Annotated in this window: 15 protein-coding genes, 4 tRNA genes and 2 rRNA genes (1 of these 21 running past the window's edge); 10 read left to right on the top strand and 11 right to left on the bottom strand. The window is 38.7% G+C overall.

Going from position 1 to position 15843, the window contains the following annotated elements; genetic code table 11:
• The 7 genes from DESTER_RS02550 to DESTER_RS02520 all read right to left on the bottom strand — a co-directional run.
• Nucleotides 1–561 (bottom strand): 23S ribosomal RNA (locus DESTER_RS02550); it reaches 2416 nt to the left of the window's first position.
• Nucleotides 562–623: 62 nt separating this feature from the next.
• A tRNA-Ala gene (locus DESTER_RS02545) sits at nt 624–699 on the bottom strand.
• Between the two features lie 13 nt (nt 700–712).
• A tRNA-Ile gene (locus tag DESTER_RS02540) sits at nt 713–789 on the bottom strand.
• Nucleotides 790–861: 72 nt separating this feature from the next.
• Nucleotides 862–2444, bottom strand: a 16S ribosomal RNA gene (locus tag DESTER_RS02535).
• Together the 16S and 23S rRNA genes with 2 tRNA genes alongside form the textbook arrangement of a ribosomal RNA operon.
• 244 nt (nt 2445–2688) lie before the next feature.
• Entirely contained in the window at nt 2689–3801 is a 1113-nt protein-coding gene (locus tag DESTER_RS02530) for an IS481 family transposase (RefSeq protein ID WP_013638103.1), read from the bottom strand.
• Nucleotides 3802–3883: 82 nt separating this feature from the next.
• The gene (gene ruvX, locus DESTER_RS02525) at nt 3884–4309 is read right to left on the bottom strand and encodes a Holliday junction resolvase RuvX (RefSeq protein ID WP_013638102.1); all 426 of its coding nucleotides are present in this window, start codon (nt 4307–4309) and stop codon (nt 3884–3886) included.
• A 3-nt stretch (nt 4310–4312) separates the two neighbouring features.
• A complete protein-coding gene (locus DESTER_RS02520; RefSeq protein ID WP_013638101.1) occupies nt 4313–4519 on the bottom strand; it encodes a ubiquitin family protein in 207 nt (68 codons plus the stop codon).
• A gap of 29 nt (nt 4520–4548) precedes the next feature.
• Between DESTER_RS02520 and DESTER_RS02515 the strand changes: the two genes are divergently transcribed.
• Genes DESTER_RS02515 through gatA form a run of 3 tightly spaced genes read left to right on the top strand, consistent with a single transcriptional unit; the run spans nt 4549 to nt 6638 of the window.
• The gene (locus tag DESTER_RS02515; RefSeq protein ID WP_013638100.1) at nt 4549–4869 is read left to right on the top strand and encodes a cyclic-phosphate processing receiver domain-containing protein; all 321 of its coding nucleotides are present in this window, start codon (nt 4549–4551) and stop codon (nt 4867–4869) included.
• Complete coding sequence (gatC, locus tag DESTER_RS02510; protein WP_013638099.1) at nt 4866–5156, top strand: Asp-tRNA(Asn)/Glu-tRNA(Gln) amidotransferase subunit GatC; 291 nt, start codon at nt 4866–4868, stop codon at nt 5154–5156. The genes DESTER_RS02515 and gatC overlap by 4 nt, the downstream gene beginning before the upstream one ends.
• Before the next feature lie 18 nt (nt 5157–5174).
• Nucleotides 5175–6638, top strand: coding sequence for an Asp-tRNA(Asn)/Glu-tRNA(Gln) amidotransferase subunit GatA (gene gatA, locus DESTER_RS02505; RefSeq protein ID WP_013638098.1), 1464 nt, complete (start codon nt 5175–5177; stop codon nt 6636–6638).
• A 19-nt stretch (nt 6639–6657) separates the two neighbouring features.
• Here the strand turns inward: gatA and DESTER_RS02500 are convergent.
• From DESTER_RS02500 to DESTER_RS02490, 3 genes are all read right to left on the bottom strand, one after another.
• Nucleotides 6658–6752, bottom strand: a tRNA-Sec gene (locus tag DESTER_RS02500).
• Nucleotides 6753–6789: 37 nt separating this feature from the next.
• On the bottom strand, nt 6790–8433 hold the full coding sequence (locus tag DESTER_RS02495) for an oxygen-binding di-iron domain-containing protein (protein WP_013638097.1): 1644 nt from the start codon (nt 8431–8433) through the stop codon (nt 6790–6792).
• 114 nt (nt 8434–8547) lie between these two features.
• Nucleotides 8548–8634, bottom strand: a tRNA-Leu gene (locus DESTER_RS02490).
• 53 nt (nt 8635–8687) lie between these two features.
• On the opposite strand from DESTER_RS02490, the gene proC reads away from it, so the two are divergent.
• The 7 genes from proC to ftsZ all read left to right on the top strand — a co-directional run bounded on the left by proC (nt 8688) and on the right by ftsZ (nt 15227).
• On the top strand, nt 8688–9506 hold the full coding sequence (gene proC / locus DESTER_RS02485; protein ID WP_013638096.1) for a pyrroline-5-carboxylate reductase: 819 nt from the start codon (nt 8688–8690) through the stop codon (nt 9504–9506).
• On the top strand, nt 9506–10252 hold the full coding sequence (locus tag DESTER_RS02480) for a UPF0280 family protein (protein ID WP_013638095.1): 747 nt from the start codon (nt 9506–9508) through the stop codon (nt 10250–10252). Before proC ends, DESTER_RS02480 begins: the two co-directional genes overlap by 1 nt.
• A gap of 57 nt (nt 10253–10309) precedes the next feature.
• Nucleotides 10310–11635: a TolC family protein gene (locus DESTER_RS02475; RefSeq protein WP_013638094.1), complete on the top strand. Its 1326-nt coding sequence runs from the start codon at nt 10310–10312 to the stop codon at nt 11633–11635.
• A 101-nt stretch (nt 11636–11736) separates the two neighbouring features.
• Nucleotides 11737–12339 (top strand): IS607 family transposase, encoded by a 603-nt coding sequence (locus tag DESTER_RS02470; RefSeq protein WP_013638093.1) that lies wholly within the window; start codon nt 11737–11739, stop codon nt 12337–12339.
• Nucleotides 12326–13483: a transposase gene (locus DESTER_RS02465; RefSeq protein ID WP_244829555.1), complete on the top strand. Its 1158-nt coding sequence runs from the start codon at nt 12326–12328 to the stop codon at nt 13481–13483. The genes DESTER_RS02470 and DESTER_RS02465 overlap by 14 nt, the downstream gene beginning before the upstream one ends.
• Nucleotides 13383–13898, top strand: coding sequence for a transposase (locus DESTER_RS08380; protein WP_244829553.1), 516 nt, complete (start codon nt 13383–13385; stop codon nt 13896–13898). The genes DESTER_RS02465 and DESTER_RS08380 overlap by 101 nt, the downstream gene beginning before the upstream one ends.
• A 222-nt stretch (nt 13899–14120) precedes the next feature.
• Nucleotides 14121–15227 carry a cell division protein FtsZ gene (ftsZ, locus tag DESTER_RS02460; protein WP_013638092.1) on the top strand — a complete coding sequence of 369 codons (1107 nt, stop codon included), beginning with the start codon at nt 14121–14123 and terminating at the stop codon, nt 15225–15227.
• A gap of 28 nt (nt 15228–15255) precedes the next feature.
• On the opposite strand, the gene DESTER_RS02455 is transcribed toward ftsZ, so the two are convergent.
• On the bottom strand, nt 15256–15834 hold the full coding sequence (locus tag DESTER_RS02455) for a nicotinamidase (RefSeq protein ID WP_013638091.1): 579 nt from the start codon (nt 15832–15834) through the stop codon (nt 15256–15258).
• Nucleotides 15835–15843 lie beyond the last annotated feature (9 nt).

Genomic DNA, 15843 nt, shown 5'->3' with positions numbered 1-15843 from the left:
GGGTTCTTTTCACCTTTCCCTCACGGTACTATGCGCTATCGGTCGCCAGCGAGTACTTAGCCTTGGAGGGTGGTCCCCCCTGATTCCCGCAGGATTCCTCGTGTCCCGCGGTACTTGGGATCGTACCCCAGGGAGAGTGCCGAGTTTCGCCTACGGGGCTATCACCCTCTACGGCTGGCCTTTCCAGACCATTCGGCTACCCAGCACTTTTGTAACTCCCCGAAGGAGAGGCAGCTCCTTCCAGGTACGTCCCGCTACCCCGTGTGAGCAACGCCTGCCCGCTTTAACACTCACACGGTTTGGGCTGGTCCCCTTTCGCTCGCCGCTACTCAGGGAGTCTCGGTTGATTTCCTTTCCTCCCCCTACTGAGATGTTTCAGTTCGGGGGGTATCGCCTCCCGCAAAATGCGGGATGACAGGCTTTCTGCCTGCCGGGTTTCCCCATTCGGGCATCCCCGGGTCATCAGCTGTTTGCGCCTCGCCGGGGCTTTTCGCAGCTTACCACGCCCTTCCTCGCCTGCTGGCGCCAAGGCATCCACCGTGTGCCCTTAGCACCTCGGCCTGTTAACCTATCAGGAAATCTCAGTTTCCTTATTCATCTGTCAAAGACCTTTTAAGTTAATTTGGTGGAGACGGCCGGACTTGAACCGGCGACCGCCTGCTTGCAAGGCAGGCGCTCTCCCATCTGAGCTACGTCCCCACATTTCCTCTTATGGTGGGCCAGGGTGGACTTGAACCACCGACCTTACCCTTATCAGGGGTACGCTCTAACCAACTGAGCTACTGGCCCTCCTTGACAAGAGGATAAGGGACACGCACCTGCTATTCTTTAGGGGTGGGAACCTGCCCACCCCTCTCCATAAAAGGAGGTGATCCAGCCGCAGGTTCTCCTACGGCTACCTTGTTACGACTTCACCCCAATCACCAACCCTACCTTCGGCCCCTGCCTCCCTCATAAGAGGGTTAGCCCGGGGACTTCTGGTAGAGCCAGCTTTCGGGGTGTGACGGGCGGTGAGTACAAGGCCCGGGAACGTATTCACGGCCGTGTAGCTGACCGGCCGTTACTAGCGATTCCAGCTTCATGCAGGCGAGTTGCAGCCTGCAATCCGAACTGGGACCGGGTTTGGTGGGTTTTGCTCCACCTCGCGGCTTCGCTTCCCTCTGTCCCGACCATTGTAGCACGTGTGTAGCCCAGGGCGTAAGGGGCATACTGACCTGACGTCATCCCCTCCTTCCTCCGGCTTATCGCCGGCAGTCTCCCTAGTGTGCCCGGCTTTACCCGCTGGCAACTAGGGACAGGGGTTGCGCTCGTTGCGGGACTTAACCCAACACCTCACGGCACGAGCTGACGACGGCCATGTACCACCTGTGCGGCGCGCTACCCCACAAAGGGTAGCTAGTAGCCTTTCGGCTACGACACACCGCATGTCAAGCCCTGGTAAGGTTCTTCGCGTAGCATTGAATTAAACCACATGCTCCACCGCTTGTGCGGGCCCCCGTCTATTCCTTTGAGTTTCAGCCTTGCGGCCGTACTCCCCAGGCGGGGTGCTTAACGCGTTAGCTTCGGCACTGACACCTATCGGTGCCAACGCCCAGCACCCATCGTTTACAGCGTGGACTACCCGGGTATCTAATCCGGTTTGCTCCCCACGCTTTCGCGCCTCAGCGTCGGTACCGTCCTGGCTGGCCGCCTTCGCCACCGGTGTTCCTCCCGATATCTACGCATTTCACCGCTACACCGGGAATTCCGCCAGCCTCTTCCGGACCCTAGACCAGCAGTATCAGAGGCAATTCCCCGGTTGAGCCGGGGGCTTTCACCTCTGACTTACTGGCCCGCCTACGCGCTCTTTACGCCCAGTAATTTCGCGCAACGCTCGGGACCTACGTATTACCGCGGCTGCTGGCACGTAGTTAGCCGTCCCTTCCTCTCCGGGTACCGTCACGAGTGTGAGCTATTAACCCACACCCGCATCGTCCCCGGCGACAGGAGTTTACACCCCGAAGGGCTTCTTCCTCCACTCGGCGTCGCTGGGTCAGGCTTGCGCCCATTGCCCAAGATTCCCCACTGCTGCCTCCCGTAGGAGTCCGGGCCGTGTCTCAGTCCCGGTGTGGCCGACCACCCTCTCAGGCCGGCTACCCGTCGTAGGCTTGGTGAGCCGTTACCTCACCAACTACCTGATGGGACGCGAGCCCATCCCGAGGCGGCAGCTTGCAAAGCAGAGGCCACCCTTTTCACACAGCCCATGCAGGTCGTGCGCTTATGGGGTATTAGCCCGAGTTTCCCCGGGTTATCCCCCTCCTCGGGGTAGGTTGCTCACGCGTTACTCACCCGTTCGCCGGTCGCCAGCACGGGTTCCAAAAGGAACCCGCCTGCTGCCCCACGACTTGCATGTGTTAGGCACGCCGACAGCGTTCGCGCTGAGCCAGGATCAAACTCTCCAGCAAAAATATCTAAAATCCGATTTCTGGCTCAGTTCGCAAGGCTACGAGAACCTAGCGGAACACCTCAATCAAAAGCCCTCAAGGGCTTATCTATCTCCCGCAGGCGCGTGTCCCTTATTCTCCTGTCAAAGACCGCCTTCCTCAAGGCGCGATGTTTAAATTTATGCCTCTCTCCTCAGCTTGTCAACCCTTCAGCCTGTAGGCTGTAAATATATGCTTTGCAATCTTTCCGTCAAGTTTCATTTCCTTATTCAATTTTGTACAACGGCAAATATAGACCTTTAAATTTTTCTGTCAAGTGTTTGTTCGAGTTCAATACATGGTGGACACCTTGATGGTTTTTAATATATTCCTCAAACTTCTCAGCGGGAGTCTTGTAATTTAAAGAGTGATGGGGTCTAAGAAAGTTGTAAATCTTTAAATACTCAAAAAGTTTTTTATTCATCTCATCAACAGTCGGTTCTGTTCCTTCTATCATCCATAGTTCACTTTCTGTCGTTTGAATAAACCTTTCTACATGCGCATTAGTCTTGGGAGATTTCGGATAACTAAAGTAGTGTTCTATCCCTTTTCTTTTAAGATATTCGTCTAACTCCCCTAAAAATTCGCTCCCGTTATCCGTTTGAACTTTCTCTATCTTGAAGGGAAGAAATTTTTCAAGTTCTTCAAAAAACCTTCTTCCGCTCCTGCTGCTTTTTGTAGAATAAACCTTGGCAAATGCTATTCGGGTGAACTTGTCTATTGCCGTGAACTGGTAAAAGGTTTTACCGCACCAGTAGAGGTATTTAACGTCCATGAGGATTGTTCCTGGTTTGTCTGCTCTTAGTCCTTTTCTGGTGCGGTTCTTTTTCCCTTTCTGTTTCTTCCTCTTGTAGGTACTTTTTAGTTTCCAGGTTCTTTCTATTAGTCCGTGTCTTTTGAGAACCCTGTAAACTGTAGAGGATGATATTTTTACATTTAGGTATCTTTCCATGAAGGCTGCTATCTTTTCTTTGCTCCAGGTTGGGAATTTTTCCCTTATTGTGACGATGATGTGTTCTATTTCTGGTTCTGTTTGGGGTTGTCTTACTTTATGAGGTCTTTTGTTTCTGTCTTGGAGTCCTTCTATCCCGTACTTGTCGTATCTTTTTTTCCACTTGTAGAAGGTTGTTGGACTGATGCCAAAGTATCTGCATGTTTTTCTGGCGTTGCCTGTTTTGTGGTAGTACTCTATCCATTTCAGTCTTTTTTTAACGTTTCTGTCTTTTGTTAGGTCAAGTTTCTTTTTTACTCTTCTTCCTTCTTTCAGGGTTTCTTTGAATGCTGTATTTGTGCTTGATATATGGAGGGATGTTCCTTTGAATCTTTTCAATTGTTTCATCGGTGGACACCTCCTTCTGGGATTCAAAGGTTATTTTAGGGTGTCCACCTTCTATCTGAACTTCAACAGTGTTTGTTCAAGTTCAATACATGGTGGATACTTTAAGCCATTCTTTCAACATTAAAGCAGCAGCTATGTCATCGATTTCTTCTTTTTCGGTTTTTCCTAAAAATCTACACAGCTCTTTTGCTTCTAAAGAAGAGTAAGATTCGTCGATAAATACGATTTCAATTTTTTTTCCCCGTTCTTTAAGAAAAGAATCAAGTTTCAAGGCAAATTTTTTTATTTTTTCAGCCATTTTGGTTTCTTTACCTTCTGAACTTATAGGAATTCCAATAATTATTTTTCCTACATCTAATTTTTCTATCAACTCCAAGAGTTTAGAGAAAGTTTCTTTGTTGCTTTTTCTATAGATAATAGAATGAGGATTTGCAGTAAGAAGTAAAGGATCTGAAACAGCAATTCCTATTTTTTTGAAACCAACGTCAAGTGCCATTACTCTTTTCATTTTTCAACCTTTTGAAGTAGCCACTCCGATTTTTATTCTTTCTCCATCTTTAATTCTATCATCGTCACAAAGGAGCTCTCCATCTTTAACTGCTACTGCTGTTTCTGGATAGATATTTATTAATTCCATTAACTTATTTATCCTTATACTTTTCCCTTTTATTTCTATCTCTTTTTCTTTACCGTTAATTTCTAATAAAATTTTGCCCAAAATTTACCTCCTTAAAAGGATGTTTAACTATGAAAATATATCTTGATGATTGGAGAAATGCACCACCCGGATATATTCTTGTTAGAACGGTAAACGACTTAAAAGAAATAGTGAAGAAACATGGTAAAGAAATAGAGATTCTTGATCTTGATAACTATATGGAAGATTATTATCCATTTGGAGGAAATGGAATTGACTTTATTAAATGGCTTGAAGAAGCAGTTTATATAGGAGAGGTTGAACTTAACCCTAATGTTAAAATTGTTTCACACTCTTCAGATCCTCTTGCAGCAAGGAAAATAGAGGAAATTGGAGAATCTATAAAAGCTTATTTAAGGAGTAGGAGATGAAGCTATCAAAGGAAGAAGTAAAACACATAGCAATGCTTTCAAGACTTAACTTAGAAGAAGGGGAAATTGAAAAGTTTCAAGTTCAGCTAAGTGAAATTCTTAACTTTGTTGAAAAATTAAACGAGCTGGATACGGAAGGTATTGATCCAAAGTTTCAAATTATCCCACCTCAAAATGTTTTAAGAGAAGATTTGCCCGGTGTAAGTCTCTCAGGAGAAAAAGTATTTATGAATGCACCTGAAACAGATGGACAGTATTTCATAGTTCCAAAAGTTGTTAAGAAATAACAAAGATAGGAGGAAAAAATGGAGCTTATTAATAAATCATTGAAGGAGCTCAATGATTTAATAAAGAAAAAAGAAGTTAAGCCTTCGGAAATTTTAGAAGAGCTCCTTTCAAGAATAAAGGAAACTGAGCCTAAATTAAACGCTTATATTACCGTTACAGAAGAAAAAGCTAGAAAAAAAGCAGAAATTGCAGATAGAGAACTTGAAAAACTACAACCTGATGAAATTCCAGAACTTTTTGGTATTCCTCTTTCTATAAAGGATAACATAAACGTAGAAAACGTCAGAATGACTTGCGCTTCAAAGATATTGGAAAACTTTATTTCTCCTTACGACGCAACTGTAATAAAGAGATTGAGAGAAAAAGGAGCTATTTTTGTTGGGAAAAACAATCTTGATGAGTTTGCAATGGGTTCTTCAACTGAAACTTCTTACTTTGGTCCGACTAAAAACCCATGGGACTTAGAAAGAGTTCCTGGAGGTTCTTCTGGAGGATCAGCAGCAGCTGTCTCTGCAAGATCAGCTATAGCTTCTCTTGGTTCGGATACAGGAGGTTCAATTAGACAGCCAGCTGCTCTTTGTGGTGTTGTAGGTCTTAAACCTACTTACGGAAGAGTATCAAGGTATGGTCTTACAGCCTTTGCTTCTTCTCTTGATCAGATTGGTCCAATAACAAAAACTGTAGAAGATGCTGCTTACCTTATGAACATAATATCAGGACAAGATTCAAAAGATGCTACAAGTGCACGGCTTCCTGTTCCAAACTTCTTAGAAAATTTAAACAATGAAATAAAAGGTCTTAAAGCGGGACTTCCAAAGGAATATTTTGTAGAAGGAATTGAGCCTGAGGTTAAAGAAAAAGTTTTAGATGTTGTTAGAAAATTAGAATCTCTTGGAGTTGAAATAGAAGAAATATCCCTTCCAAATACAAAGTATGCAGTTGAAACTTACTACATCATTGCTCCTGCTGAAGCTTCTTCAAACTTAGGAAGATTTGACGGTGTCAGATATACCTATAGAGCAAAAAATTACGAAAACTTGATTGATATGTACTGTAAAACAAGAGCAGAAGGTTTTGGAGATGAAGTAAAAAGAAGAATAATGATTGGAACGTACACTTTAAGTGCAGGATATTATGATGCCTATTATCTAAAAGCTCAAAAAGTTAGAACTCTGATCTATCAAGGATTTGAGAAAGCCTTTGAAAAAGTTGACTTTATCGTAACACCTGTTTCACCCACAACAGCCTTTAGGCTTGGCGAGAAAACAAGCGATCCAATAAAAATGTATCTTTCAGATATTTTTACAATTGCAGTAAATCTTGCAGGACTTCCTGCTATTTCTATTCCTTGTGGATTTGACAGTAAAAACCTTCCAATAGGCCTTCAGATAATTGGAAAAGCTTTTGATGAGGTAACAATACTCAATGTTGCAAATATCTTAGAAAAAGAAATTGCATTAAATACAATACCACCTGTGTAGTTTATGTAAATCTTTATTTTGGCGGAGGCGGATAGGAATCGAACCTACCACCCCATCCTTGATGGGGCCGCCGGATTTGAAGTCCGGGGGAGACACCAGCCTCCGTCCGCCTCCAATTTGAATATTAATATCTTCTATTAAAACTTTTCTGTCAAGTGGTTGCTACTACTACTTTGTTTTTCCCCATTCTTTTAGCAGTATAAAGCGCTTGATCTGCTTTTTTTATAATGTCTTCCAGTTTACGAGATAAAGAATTATCTGCAACTCCTATACTTACACTTGTCTTGATTCCATCAATTTCTGTTTTCTCTACAGCTTTTCTGATTCGATCCGCTATTTTTCTTGCAGCTTCTAAATTGGTGTGTGGAAGAATAATTAGAAATTCCTCGCCTCCATATCTAATGGGTATATCACTTTTTCTAAGTTCGTTTTTGATTATTTCCGCAACTTTCTTTAAAACTTTGTCTCCTAGCAGATGTCCATAAGTATCATTAATCTTCTTGAAATCATCGATATCAATCATTAGAACAGAAAAGTGATATCCATATCTTTTTGAACGATGAAACTCTTTTTCAATTAATTCTTTAACTAATTCCCTTCTATATAAATCTGTAAGAATATCTTTATAAGCCTTATCTTTTAATAATTTTTTCTTTTCCTGGATAGATAACAACCATTTCTCTCTTTTAGCTACATGAACAATAAGAGAAGCAATAGAATTCAAAAATTCTCTATCTTCCTCACTTAAAGAGAAAGAGTTTCTAGGTTCTATGAATATTTTTGTATTACCATTTTCAAAAATAAAGAAGTTATCTTTATCAAATTTTAGTTTGTCTAACTTTCTCGGAATATAGTTTGATTCTTTAGAGTAGACATAAAAGTGACCATTAGTCTTTAGAATAGCAATGATGTTTTTAACGGGTAAAACGGAAGATATTTGTCTTTCGACAATGCGAAGAATTTTTGACATAAAAAGTTCCTTTATAGTTAACTCCTTTATTATTGAAAGAATGTGTCTTTTGTGTTCCTTAGCTCTAAAAGATTCAAGTTTTTCTGCTTCTATCATTTTTCCATATTCAAAGTTTTCAACAGCTAACATTATCTTTTTTATAAAATCTTTTCCCTTAATTATTGAACCATGCTGAGGAGCAATGACTTCAATATCTAGTTTTTTCAATTTTTCTATACTGTGTAGGATTATTTTTTTACAAGGCATGTATGTTTCATGAAAAGTTTTAATAGCTTCTATATATTCTTCTCCCTTTGCAAAAAGAGACCAATTTTTTTCAATCCATCCACCAAATATATCACTGGAAAAAAGTACTTTTGTTTCAGGATCATAAGTTACAATATTTCCTGCATAGTGCATGTAAGGGGTAAGAATAAACTTTAATTCTTTTCCGTTTTCTAATTCTAATTTAAACTCGTGCTGATCAACAAGATAAAAAGGAGTTAATAAGTTGTAGTGTCTAAGGAGAAAATATGTTCTCCAGTGCGTAATTATGTATCTTTCTCTATCTGGAAAAACTTTTTCTATTTCCGGAAGTGCAGATACTAAATCAGGATCTTGATGATGACAAACAATGTATTTTATATCATCTAGATTTATTAAGTATTTCAGTTTTTTCAAAGTTTCTTCAAATGTTATTAAAGAACCAGGATCAATAAGAATTGACTCCTTGCCATTTTTAATTAGGTAAGAATGACATTGAAAGAAATCATCTTGAATGTAACTACCTACCCAGTAGGTATTTTCTGCAATTTCAACGGGTTTACTAAGATCTATATTATCCATCTTTTTCCTTATAAAAATTTATTTAGAACTGTAATTTTAACAAATCATCAAGCAGCAAACCAATTTTCTTAATTAGAGGGTTTATGTTAGACATTGGAGAAGTTCTAAAAACATTGGTGCCCGGGGCGGGAATCGAACCCGCACGCCCGCAAGGGCAAGGGATTTTGAGTCCCTCGCGTCTGCCAGTTCCGCCACCCGGGCATTTTATAAAGTCAATTATAATTGTTTGATAGAAAAATTAGGAGGAAAAACAGATGAATGCAAGGGTAGGTTTTATAGGTGGTGGAAACATGGCTGAAGCTTTTATTGATGCTTTTATTAATGGAGAATTTCTTCTACCGAATCAAGTTTTTGTTTCTGACATAAATAGAAAAAGGCTTAAGTACTTAGAAGAAAAATATGGTATTAAAACTTTTAGTAATAACATTCAGGTGTCTGTAAATTCTGATATTATTTTTCTTGCAGTTAAACCTCAAATAATGACCTCTATTTTAAGAGAAATAGCAGAAACCATTTCACCTACTCAAATAATCGTTTCAATGGCTGCGGGATATCCAATAAAAAAGATAGAAGAATTAATAGGGAATGACAAAAAAATTGTAAGAATAATGCCAAACATTCTTATAAAGGTAAGAAAAGGAATAACTGCATTATGTCATAATTTTAGACTTCTTGATGAAGATTTGAAACTTGTAGAAAGTCTTCTCTCTAGCTGTTCTGAAGTTGTCAGTGTGGATGAAAAACTTTTTGATGGAGTAACAGCTCTTTCTGGAAGTGGTCCAGCATTTATTTTTCTTATGATAGAGGCATTATCTGATGGAGGAGTAAAGGTTGGACTTCCAAGAGAGGTTGCACTTAAATTAGCAATTGAAACCATAATTGGTTCTGCTATTATGGTAAAGTTAGGGGAACATCCAGAAGTTTTAAAGGATAAAGTTACGTCACCTGCAGGTACCACAATTGCGGGACTTTCAGCTCTTGAAGAAAATAGAACTCGCTATGCTTTTATGAAAGCAATAGAAGAGGCTTACAAAAGATCTATTGAAATTACAAAGCTAATAAAAGAGATGTAATGATAAAAAAACCGAAGCCAGAAAAGCGTTTTTACCGAAAGCTAATAAGGAAGAAAGAATTTCTTTCTTTTGAACTCGTAGCTGGAGAAAGTGATATTTGGGTTTCTATTCCTAAGAAAGAAGTTGCTGATTTGAAGTTTCTTAAGGAAATTCTTACCGATTATTTAATTTCATTAAGAAGTCAAATTTTATCTTACAGTGAAAGATTTCCCAAGTTTTTGAAATCATTAAAACCTCTTAAGGTAGATCTTTTAGCTCCTTCAATAGTAAAAGAGATGGCTGTTGCATCAGCGAAAGTGGGTGTCGGTCCTATGGCAGGAGTAGCTGGTGCGGTTAACAAGTTCGTAGGCAAAAGGCTAAAGTCCTTAGGAATATCACAGTTTATAGTTGAAAATGGTGGAGATGTCTTTATTTCAAGTTCTGAACCTATAGTTTCAGCTATCTTAACTGGAAATCCTAATATAGATGGAAAACTTGGAATAGAAATTCCTCCAGGGGAATGGGGACTCTGTAGTTCTTCAAGTAAAATAGGACATTCTTTAAGTTTGGGATATACTCAGATTGCAACTGTTTTATCTACTGATCCTATACTTTCAGATTGTGTTGCTACGTTTCTTGGAAATAGTAAAACGGAAGAAGAGTTTGTAAAGAGATGTAGGTCTATATCTGATATTGAGGGAACTATAGGATTAGTAAATGGAAAATTCGTGGTTTTTGGTAACTTGAAACTTGTAAAGCTTTCTTGACATGTAAACTGAATTTTTAATAAATTAATTACAATATTTGAATTAAAGGGGTTAGTTATGAAATCGAAGTTAGTTGCTTTTTTTCTGCTTTTAACAAGCAGTGCTTATGGAATTACCCTTGAGAAGGCTATAGAAACAGCACTTAAAAAGAACAATCTTATTCTTGCAAAAAGATATGAACTAAAAGAGAAAGAATCTAATTTGAAAATTTCTAAACTTCATCTTCTTCCAACTATTGATCTCTATTCAGAATACAATAAGACAACTGATCCTCCTTATGCCATAATGAACAGAATGGAAGTTCATGATTTAAACATGGTAAGCACAAACTTTAACGATCCTGGTAAATCTCAGCTTTTTAAAACGGGAGTAAGAGCAACTGTTCCTATATGGTTTGGTGGAAAGCTAAGAATAAACACAGATCTTAAAAAGAAAGAAGTAGAAGCAACTAAAAAGCAGCTAAAAAAGGATATCGAGAAAGTTATTTTTGATGTTGTTAACGCTTACTACAATCTTTTGACAGCAAAAGCTTTTGTTGAGACAGCTCAACTTGCAGTGAAAGATGCTGAAAAACGTTTAAAAGATGCTGAAGTTACTTATAGATCAGGACTTGGTCTAAAGTCAGATTATCTTAGAGCAAAAGTTTATCTTAAAGAAATGGAAGAAAACTTGGTAAAAGCAAAAAGTAATTATGAAATAGCAAAGAGAGCTCTAAACTTAGCAATAGGATTACCAATATCTCATCAAATAGAAGTTAACGAGGATCTTACCTTTAAAAATTTTCAGTTTAACCTTAGTGATCTTATAAAAACTGCTTTAAGGAATAGACCTGAACTTAAAGAGTTAAGAGTGAAACTTTCTCAAGCCAAAGATATGGAAAGACTTGCTAGGTCTGATTTTTCACCACGTATTGGAGCTTTTGGCGATTATTTCATAGCAAGTGATAAAGCTCCTTGGAATAAAGAAAATTCCAGTTGGGTCTTTGGAGTGCAAGCGTCTCTAAATATTTTTGATGGTGGTATTAAATTTGAAAAATTGAGAAAGTCAAGAATTTCCCAACTTAAAATTAAAGAATACATAGAAAAAGCAAAAAAGGGAATAGAGTTTGAGGTTTCAAAGGCATACTTTAGATTCCAGGAAGCAAAAAAAAGAGTCGAATTAGCGGAAGAAGCAATAAAGGAAGCCCAAGAATCTCTTAGAATTGTTGAGAAACGATACAAGAATGGACTTGCAACTATATCAGAGCTCCTTGACACTCAAACTGCTCTAAATCAGGCAAGAAGTAACTATGTAGCAGCTTTATCAGCTTATAGACGAGCTGTTGCTGAAATCTACTATGCAGAAGGTATCCTCAAAAATCGTTACTTTGACCTTGCTAATTAGACAACAAAATTGTTAAATTCTTTAGGCTCAACATTAGGAATATAACCATCAATTTTTAGCTACACTTGACAATATGTATCAGAAATACTATATTTCAGGGTATGAAAGCAAGGGAAGTAATGGAAATACTACGGATTTCAAGGTCAACCCTTAGGAACTTGAGAAAAGAAGGAATTTTGAAAGCTGAAAGACTTCCCAATGGACACTATGAGTTTGACCCTGAAAGTGTTTACAAGTATCTCCTTGAAAAGAGTGGAAAATCAGTAGAAAGGAAAACAGTTATTTACGCAAGAGTGTCAACTCCTAAACAGAAGCAGGATTTAATCAACCAAATAGAAGTAGCAAAAAATTTCTGTATAGCAAGAGGGTGGAAGATAGACGGGGTTTATAAAGATATTGCAAGTGCTTTAAACTTTGACAAGAGAAAAGATTTTCATCTTCTACTTAACGAAATTCTCTCCTACCGCATAGCTAAGGTGGTGATAACGTTTAAGGATAGACTTATGAGAACAGGATTTAACTTTTTTGAGAACCTGTTCAAGCGTTACGGAACGGAAATTGTTGTAATTAACAACTACACCAATGAGAAGAACGACACAGAAGAGATAATTGAAGAGATAATTACCCTTCTACATTCATTTTCAATGAAGTTTTACAGCAACCGAAGGAAAATCAGAAAGGTTTTAGAAGATGCAATCAAATAGAGTTTTGAACATTAGAATATCGGGAAAAGAGAGGAAAGAAAAGGTCAGGAAACTCCTACTTGACCTTGCTCACTTTAAAAACCTCTTAATACTTCTTATCAGGAGATACAAAGAGCTTTACGGATACTATCCGACTGACCAGTCAATCCTCTACGGACTCATAAAAGAAGGAGAATATTCCTCTAAGAAAGAAGAAAAACTCAAAAGTTTTAGAGAGGTTAAAGAAAACATCTTAAAAGATGAAGAACTTACGAGATTCTTAAAAGCTCTAAAAGAGCAGAAAAAGAAAACCGACAACAATTACATTCTTCAGCAGGTTATAAGAGACGTAGTGAAAAGTTTCAAAAGCTACAGGAAAGCATACAAAGAGTATCTAAAAAGTCCGAAAAAATTCAAAGGGACTCCCAGATCTCCAAAACCGAAGAAGCTAAAGTATTTGATGAACTTTTCGGTAGAACTCAACGTAAACACGTTTAAACGTTTAGAGGACAGCATCCTGATAAGCTTAAGAATCAACAACAAAGAATTTCTGAAAGTAAAACTACCCAAAGACTTTGACTTTGAAGTCAAGAGTATAAGACTGAAACTTTTTGGAACAGACGTTTATGCAGATGTTGTTTACAAAGCAGAACTTCCGAAAGTAGAAAAGACAGGAAAGCACGTAGCAGGTATAGACTTGGGACTCAACAACCTGATAACACTCCTTTCAACAAACAAAGACCTTAAGAGCTTTATAGTTTCGGGAAAAGAGATAAAAGCATTCAACCAGTGGTATAACAAAGAAAAGAGCAAACTCCAATCGGAAATAGACACCATCAGGAACAAGCTTTCGCAAGTAGAAGATGAAAAAGAAGGAGAAAGCTTAAAACAGTTAATTACAGAAAAACTTATAAGACTCAAAGAACTATCGGCATACAGAAAGAGGAAAATAGACAACGACTTTCACAAGATAAGCAGGAAGGTAGTTGACGTTCTAAAAGCTACTGACCACAAAAAGCTCTACATAGGGAAAGGAGCGACAGAGAGTAAGGACGGAGTGAATCTTGGAAAGAAAAACAACCAGCATTTTTGTATCAATTCCGTTCAGGAGACTAATAGAACTTATCAAATACAAAGCGGAAGAATTAGGGATAAAGGTTTTTGAAATAGAAGAACCATTTACCTCAAAGACCTCACCCTTTGCAGACATATTTGAGGTCAAAAGAATAGGGAAAGAATATCTAAAAGCGAAAGAAGAAGGGGATAAGGATTTACTTAAAGAACTCCTCATCAAGCTTAAAAAACTTACGCAAGCTGTTAGGAGACGCAGAGGAGTTTTAAAAGACAAAGTTTTAGACAAGATTTTCAATGCTGACTGTGTAGGAGCATACAACATAATCAGAGTGGGAGAGAACTCCCCAAGACTGATTAAGGACTTGAAACTTTTGTTTATTAAGCTCTGTAATCCGATTAGATTTAAGTTGACAGATTTTCTCTACAAAGTATCCTGCGAGTCTCTCTGCGAATGCAGGGGGATAGCGGGTAGTAGTTCGCTTTTAAGCAGGGTTGAGTCCTTTTGACTACCAGTTATGTGGTAATTTAACTACATTTTAATACATCTGGTAGTCAAAGGGAATACCTCGTACTCTTGGAATTTCCATAAAATTTAAAGAATCTGACTCTTTGAACGTCATACAGGATATTTAAGAAATGACATTTAACTTTTTAAAGATTAGATTTAACTTTTCAAAAGTTAGATTTAATGAAACTAGTTTCAAATTCTATGAAAATTGGGAGGAGTAATGTTTGATATAGCAGATGAGACCTTTCAAGGTCCAGTAATAAAGGTTATAGGCGTCGGAGGCGGTGGAGGAAACGCCGTTGCAAGAATGTTCGAAAGAGGAATTGAAGGTGTAGATTTTGTAGCAGTAAATACAGATGTTCAGGTTCTTTCTAAGCTACAAGTACCTATAAAGGTTCAAATTGGAGAAAAACTTACAAAAGGTTTAGGAGCTGGTGGAAAGCCAGAAATTGGGGAGCAATCGGCTCTTGAAGATGAACCAAAGATAAGAGAAATTCTTGAAGGTTCAGACATGGTTTTTATTACAGCAGGAATGGGCGGTGGAACAGGAACAGGTGCAGCTCCAATAGTTGCAAAGATTGCAAAAGATATGGGAATATTGACAGTAGGAGTAGTAACAAGGCCTTTTGACTTTGAAGGGAGAAAGAGACACGAGTTTGCAGAAGCTGGAATTAGAAGGCTAAAGGAATTTGTAGATACTCTTATGGTAGTGCCAAATCAGAAACTTATTACAGTAGCTCCAAAAGGTTTAAGCATAATAGAGGCTTTTAAGCTTGCAGACAATGTTCTTTATCAAGCTGTTAAAGGTATAACAGAGGTTATTACAAAACCTGGACTTATAAATCTTGATTTTGCAGATGTTAAGTCTGTGATGCGCAGTGGTGGTTATGCTCTTATGGGTACAGGTGAAGCAAGTGGAGAAGATAGAGCTCTCACTGCTGCAAGAAAAGCTATTGATAATCCTCTGCTTGAAAATGTTCAGGTTGAAGGTGCAAGCAAGATTTTAGTAAACATTACAGGTGGATTAGACCTTACTCTTGATGAAGCATATGCAGCTGCTGGACTTATCAAGGAAAGAGCTAAGAGGGATGACACTAACTTTTACTTTGGTGTAAGTATAGATGAATCCTTAGAAGGTTCGATAGAAGTTACCGTAATTGCTACAGGTTTTGACGAAAAGGGAAGACCTATAAGATTTTCCAGTACTGGTTTTACTGAAAGGTCTTCTACTTCTTCAATAGCTACTCCTTTTAGTAGTCAAGAAACAGTAGAAGACCTTGATATTGATATATCAAAACTTTTAGAAAGCTTAAAAGAGGAAGAATAAAGGCTTACCCCGAAAGGGGTAAGTTCTTTTATTTTAAATCTTCAAACTTTAAAGCAATTGCTCCTTTTTCTAACATTTCTTCTTTTGCTCTTTTACTGTCTCCTAAGGTCACATCAACTCCTCTTGATGCATCTTCTAAAAAGAAAACAACATATCCTAAGTTTAAAGCTCCTAAAACAGTGTTCTTTACACAGTAGTCTGTTGCTAATCCACCAATAAATACTCTTTTTATTCCTCTTTCTCGTAGTAAGGTGTCAAGAAGTGTTCCTTGAAAACCTGAATACGCTTCAAGTTCTGGTCTATCTCCTTTGTTTATTATGAAAGTATCGGGTGGAAGATTAAGCTCTTTTGCAAAGCAAGCTCCCTCACTCCATTGTACACAGTGTTTTGGCCAAAGACCTCCGTTTTCCTTGAAAGAAATGTGGTTTTCAGGATGCCAATCCCGAGTTGCAAAAATAGGTTGACCTTTAGAAACAAAAAGCTCTATGTATCTATTCAGCGGTCCAATAACTTTATCACCTTCTGGAACAGGTAGAGCTCCTCCTGGAAGAAAATCTTTTTGAACATCAACGACTATGAGAGCATCACAATAGGTTACCTTAACCATTTACTTAAT

It is taken from the genome of Desulfurobacterium thermolithotrophum DSM 11699 (genome assembly GCF_000191045.1).
Taxonomy (GTDB): Bacteria; Aquificota; Aquificia; order Desulfurobacteriales; family Desulfurobacteriaceae; genus Desulfurobacterium; species Desulfurobacterium thermolithotrophum.
The sequence above is the reverse complement of the archived record's forward strand: the minus strand, read 5'-3'. Positions and strand labels throughout refer to the sequence as shown.

Bases quoted from the DNA above. Each gene is read 5' to 3' on its own strand.
- gatA (WP_013638098.1), top strand. From the start codon at position 5,175: ATGGAGCTTATTAATAAATCATTGAAGGAGCTCAATGATTTAATAAAG.
- DESTER_RS02495 (WP_013638097.1), bottom strand. From the start codon at position 8,433: ATGGATAATATAGATCTTAGTAAACCCGTTGAAATTGCAGAAAATACC.
- ftsZ (WP_013638092.1), top strand. From the start codon at position 14,121: ATGTTTGATATAGCAGATGAGACCTTTCAAGGTCCAGTAATAAAGGTT.
- DESTER_RS02480 (WP_013638095.1), top strand. From the start codon at position 9,506: ATGATAAAAAAACCGAAGCCAGAAAAGCGTTTTTACCGAAAGCTAATA.
- DESTER_RS02475 (WP_013638094.1), top strand. From the start codon at position 10,310: ATGAAATCGAAGTTAGTTGCTTTTTTTCTGCTTTTAACAAGCAGTGCT.
- ruvX (WP_013638102.1), bottom strand. From the start codon at position 4,309: ATGAAAAGAGTAATGGCACTTGACGTTGGTTTCAAAAAAATAGGAATT.
- DESTER_RS02515 (WP_013638100.1), top strand. From the start codon at position 4,549: ATGAAAATATATCTTGATGATTGGAGAAATGCACCACCCGGATATATT.
- DESTER_RS02455 (WP_013638091.1), bottom strand. From the start codon at position 15,834: ATGGTTAAGGTAACCTATTGTGATGCTCTCATAGTCGTTGATGTTCAA.
- proC (WP_013638096.1), top strand. From the start codon at position 8,688: ATGAATGCAAGGGTAGGTTTTATAGGTGGTGGAAACATGGCTGAAGCT.
- DESTER_RS02530 (WP_013638103.1), bottom strand. From the start codon at position 3,801: ATGAAACAATTGAAAAGATTCAAAGGAACATCCCTCCATATATCAAGC.
- DESTER_RS02470 (WP_013638093.1), top strand. From the start codon at position 11,737: ATGAAAGCAAGGGAAGTAATGGAAATACTACGGATTTCAAGGTCAACC.
- DESTER_RS02465 (WP_244829555.1), top strand. From the start codon at position 12,326: ATGCAATCAAATAGAGTTTTGAACATTAGAATATCGGGAAAAGAGAGG.
- gatC (WP_013638099.1), top strand. From the start codon at position 4,866: ATGAAGCTATCAAAGGAAGAAGTAAAACACATAGCAATGCTTTCAAGA.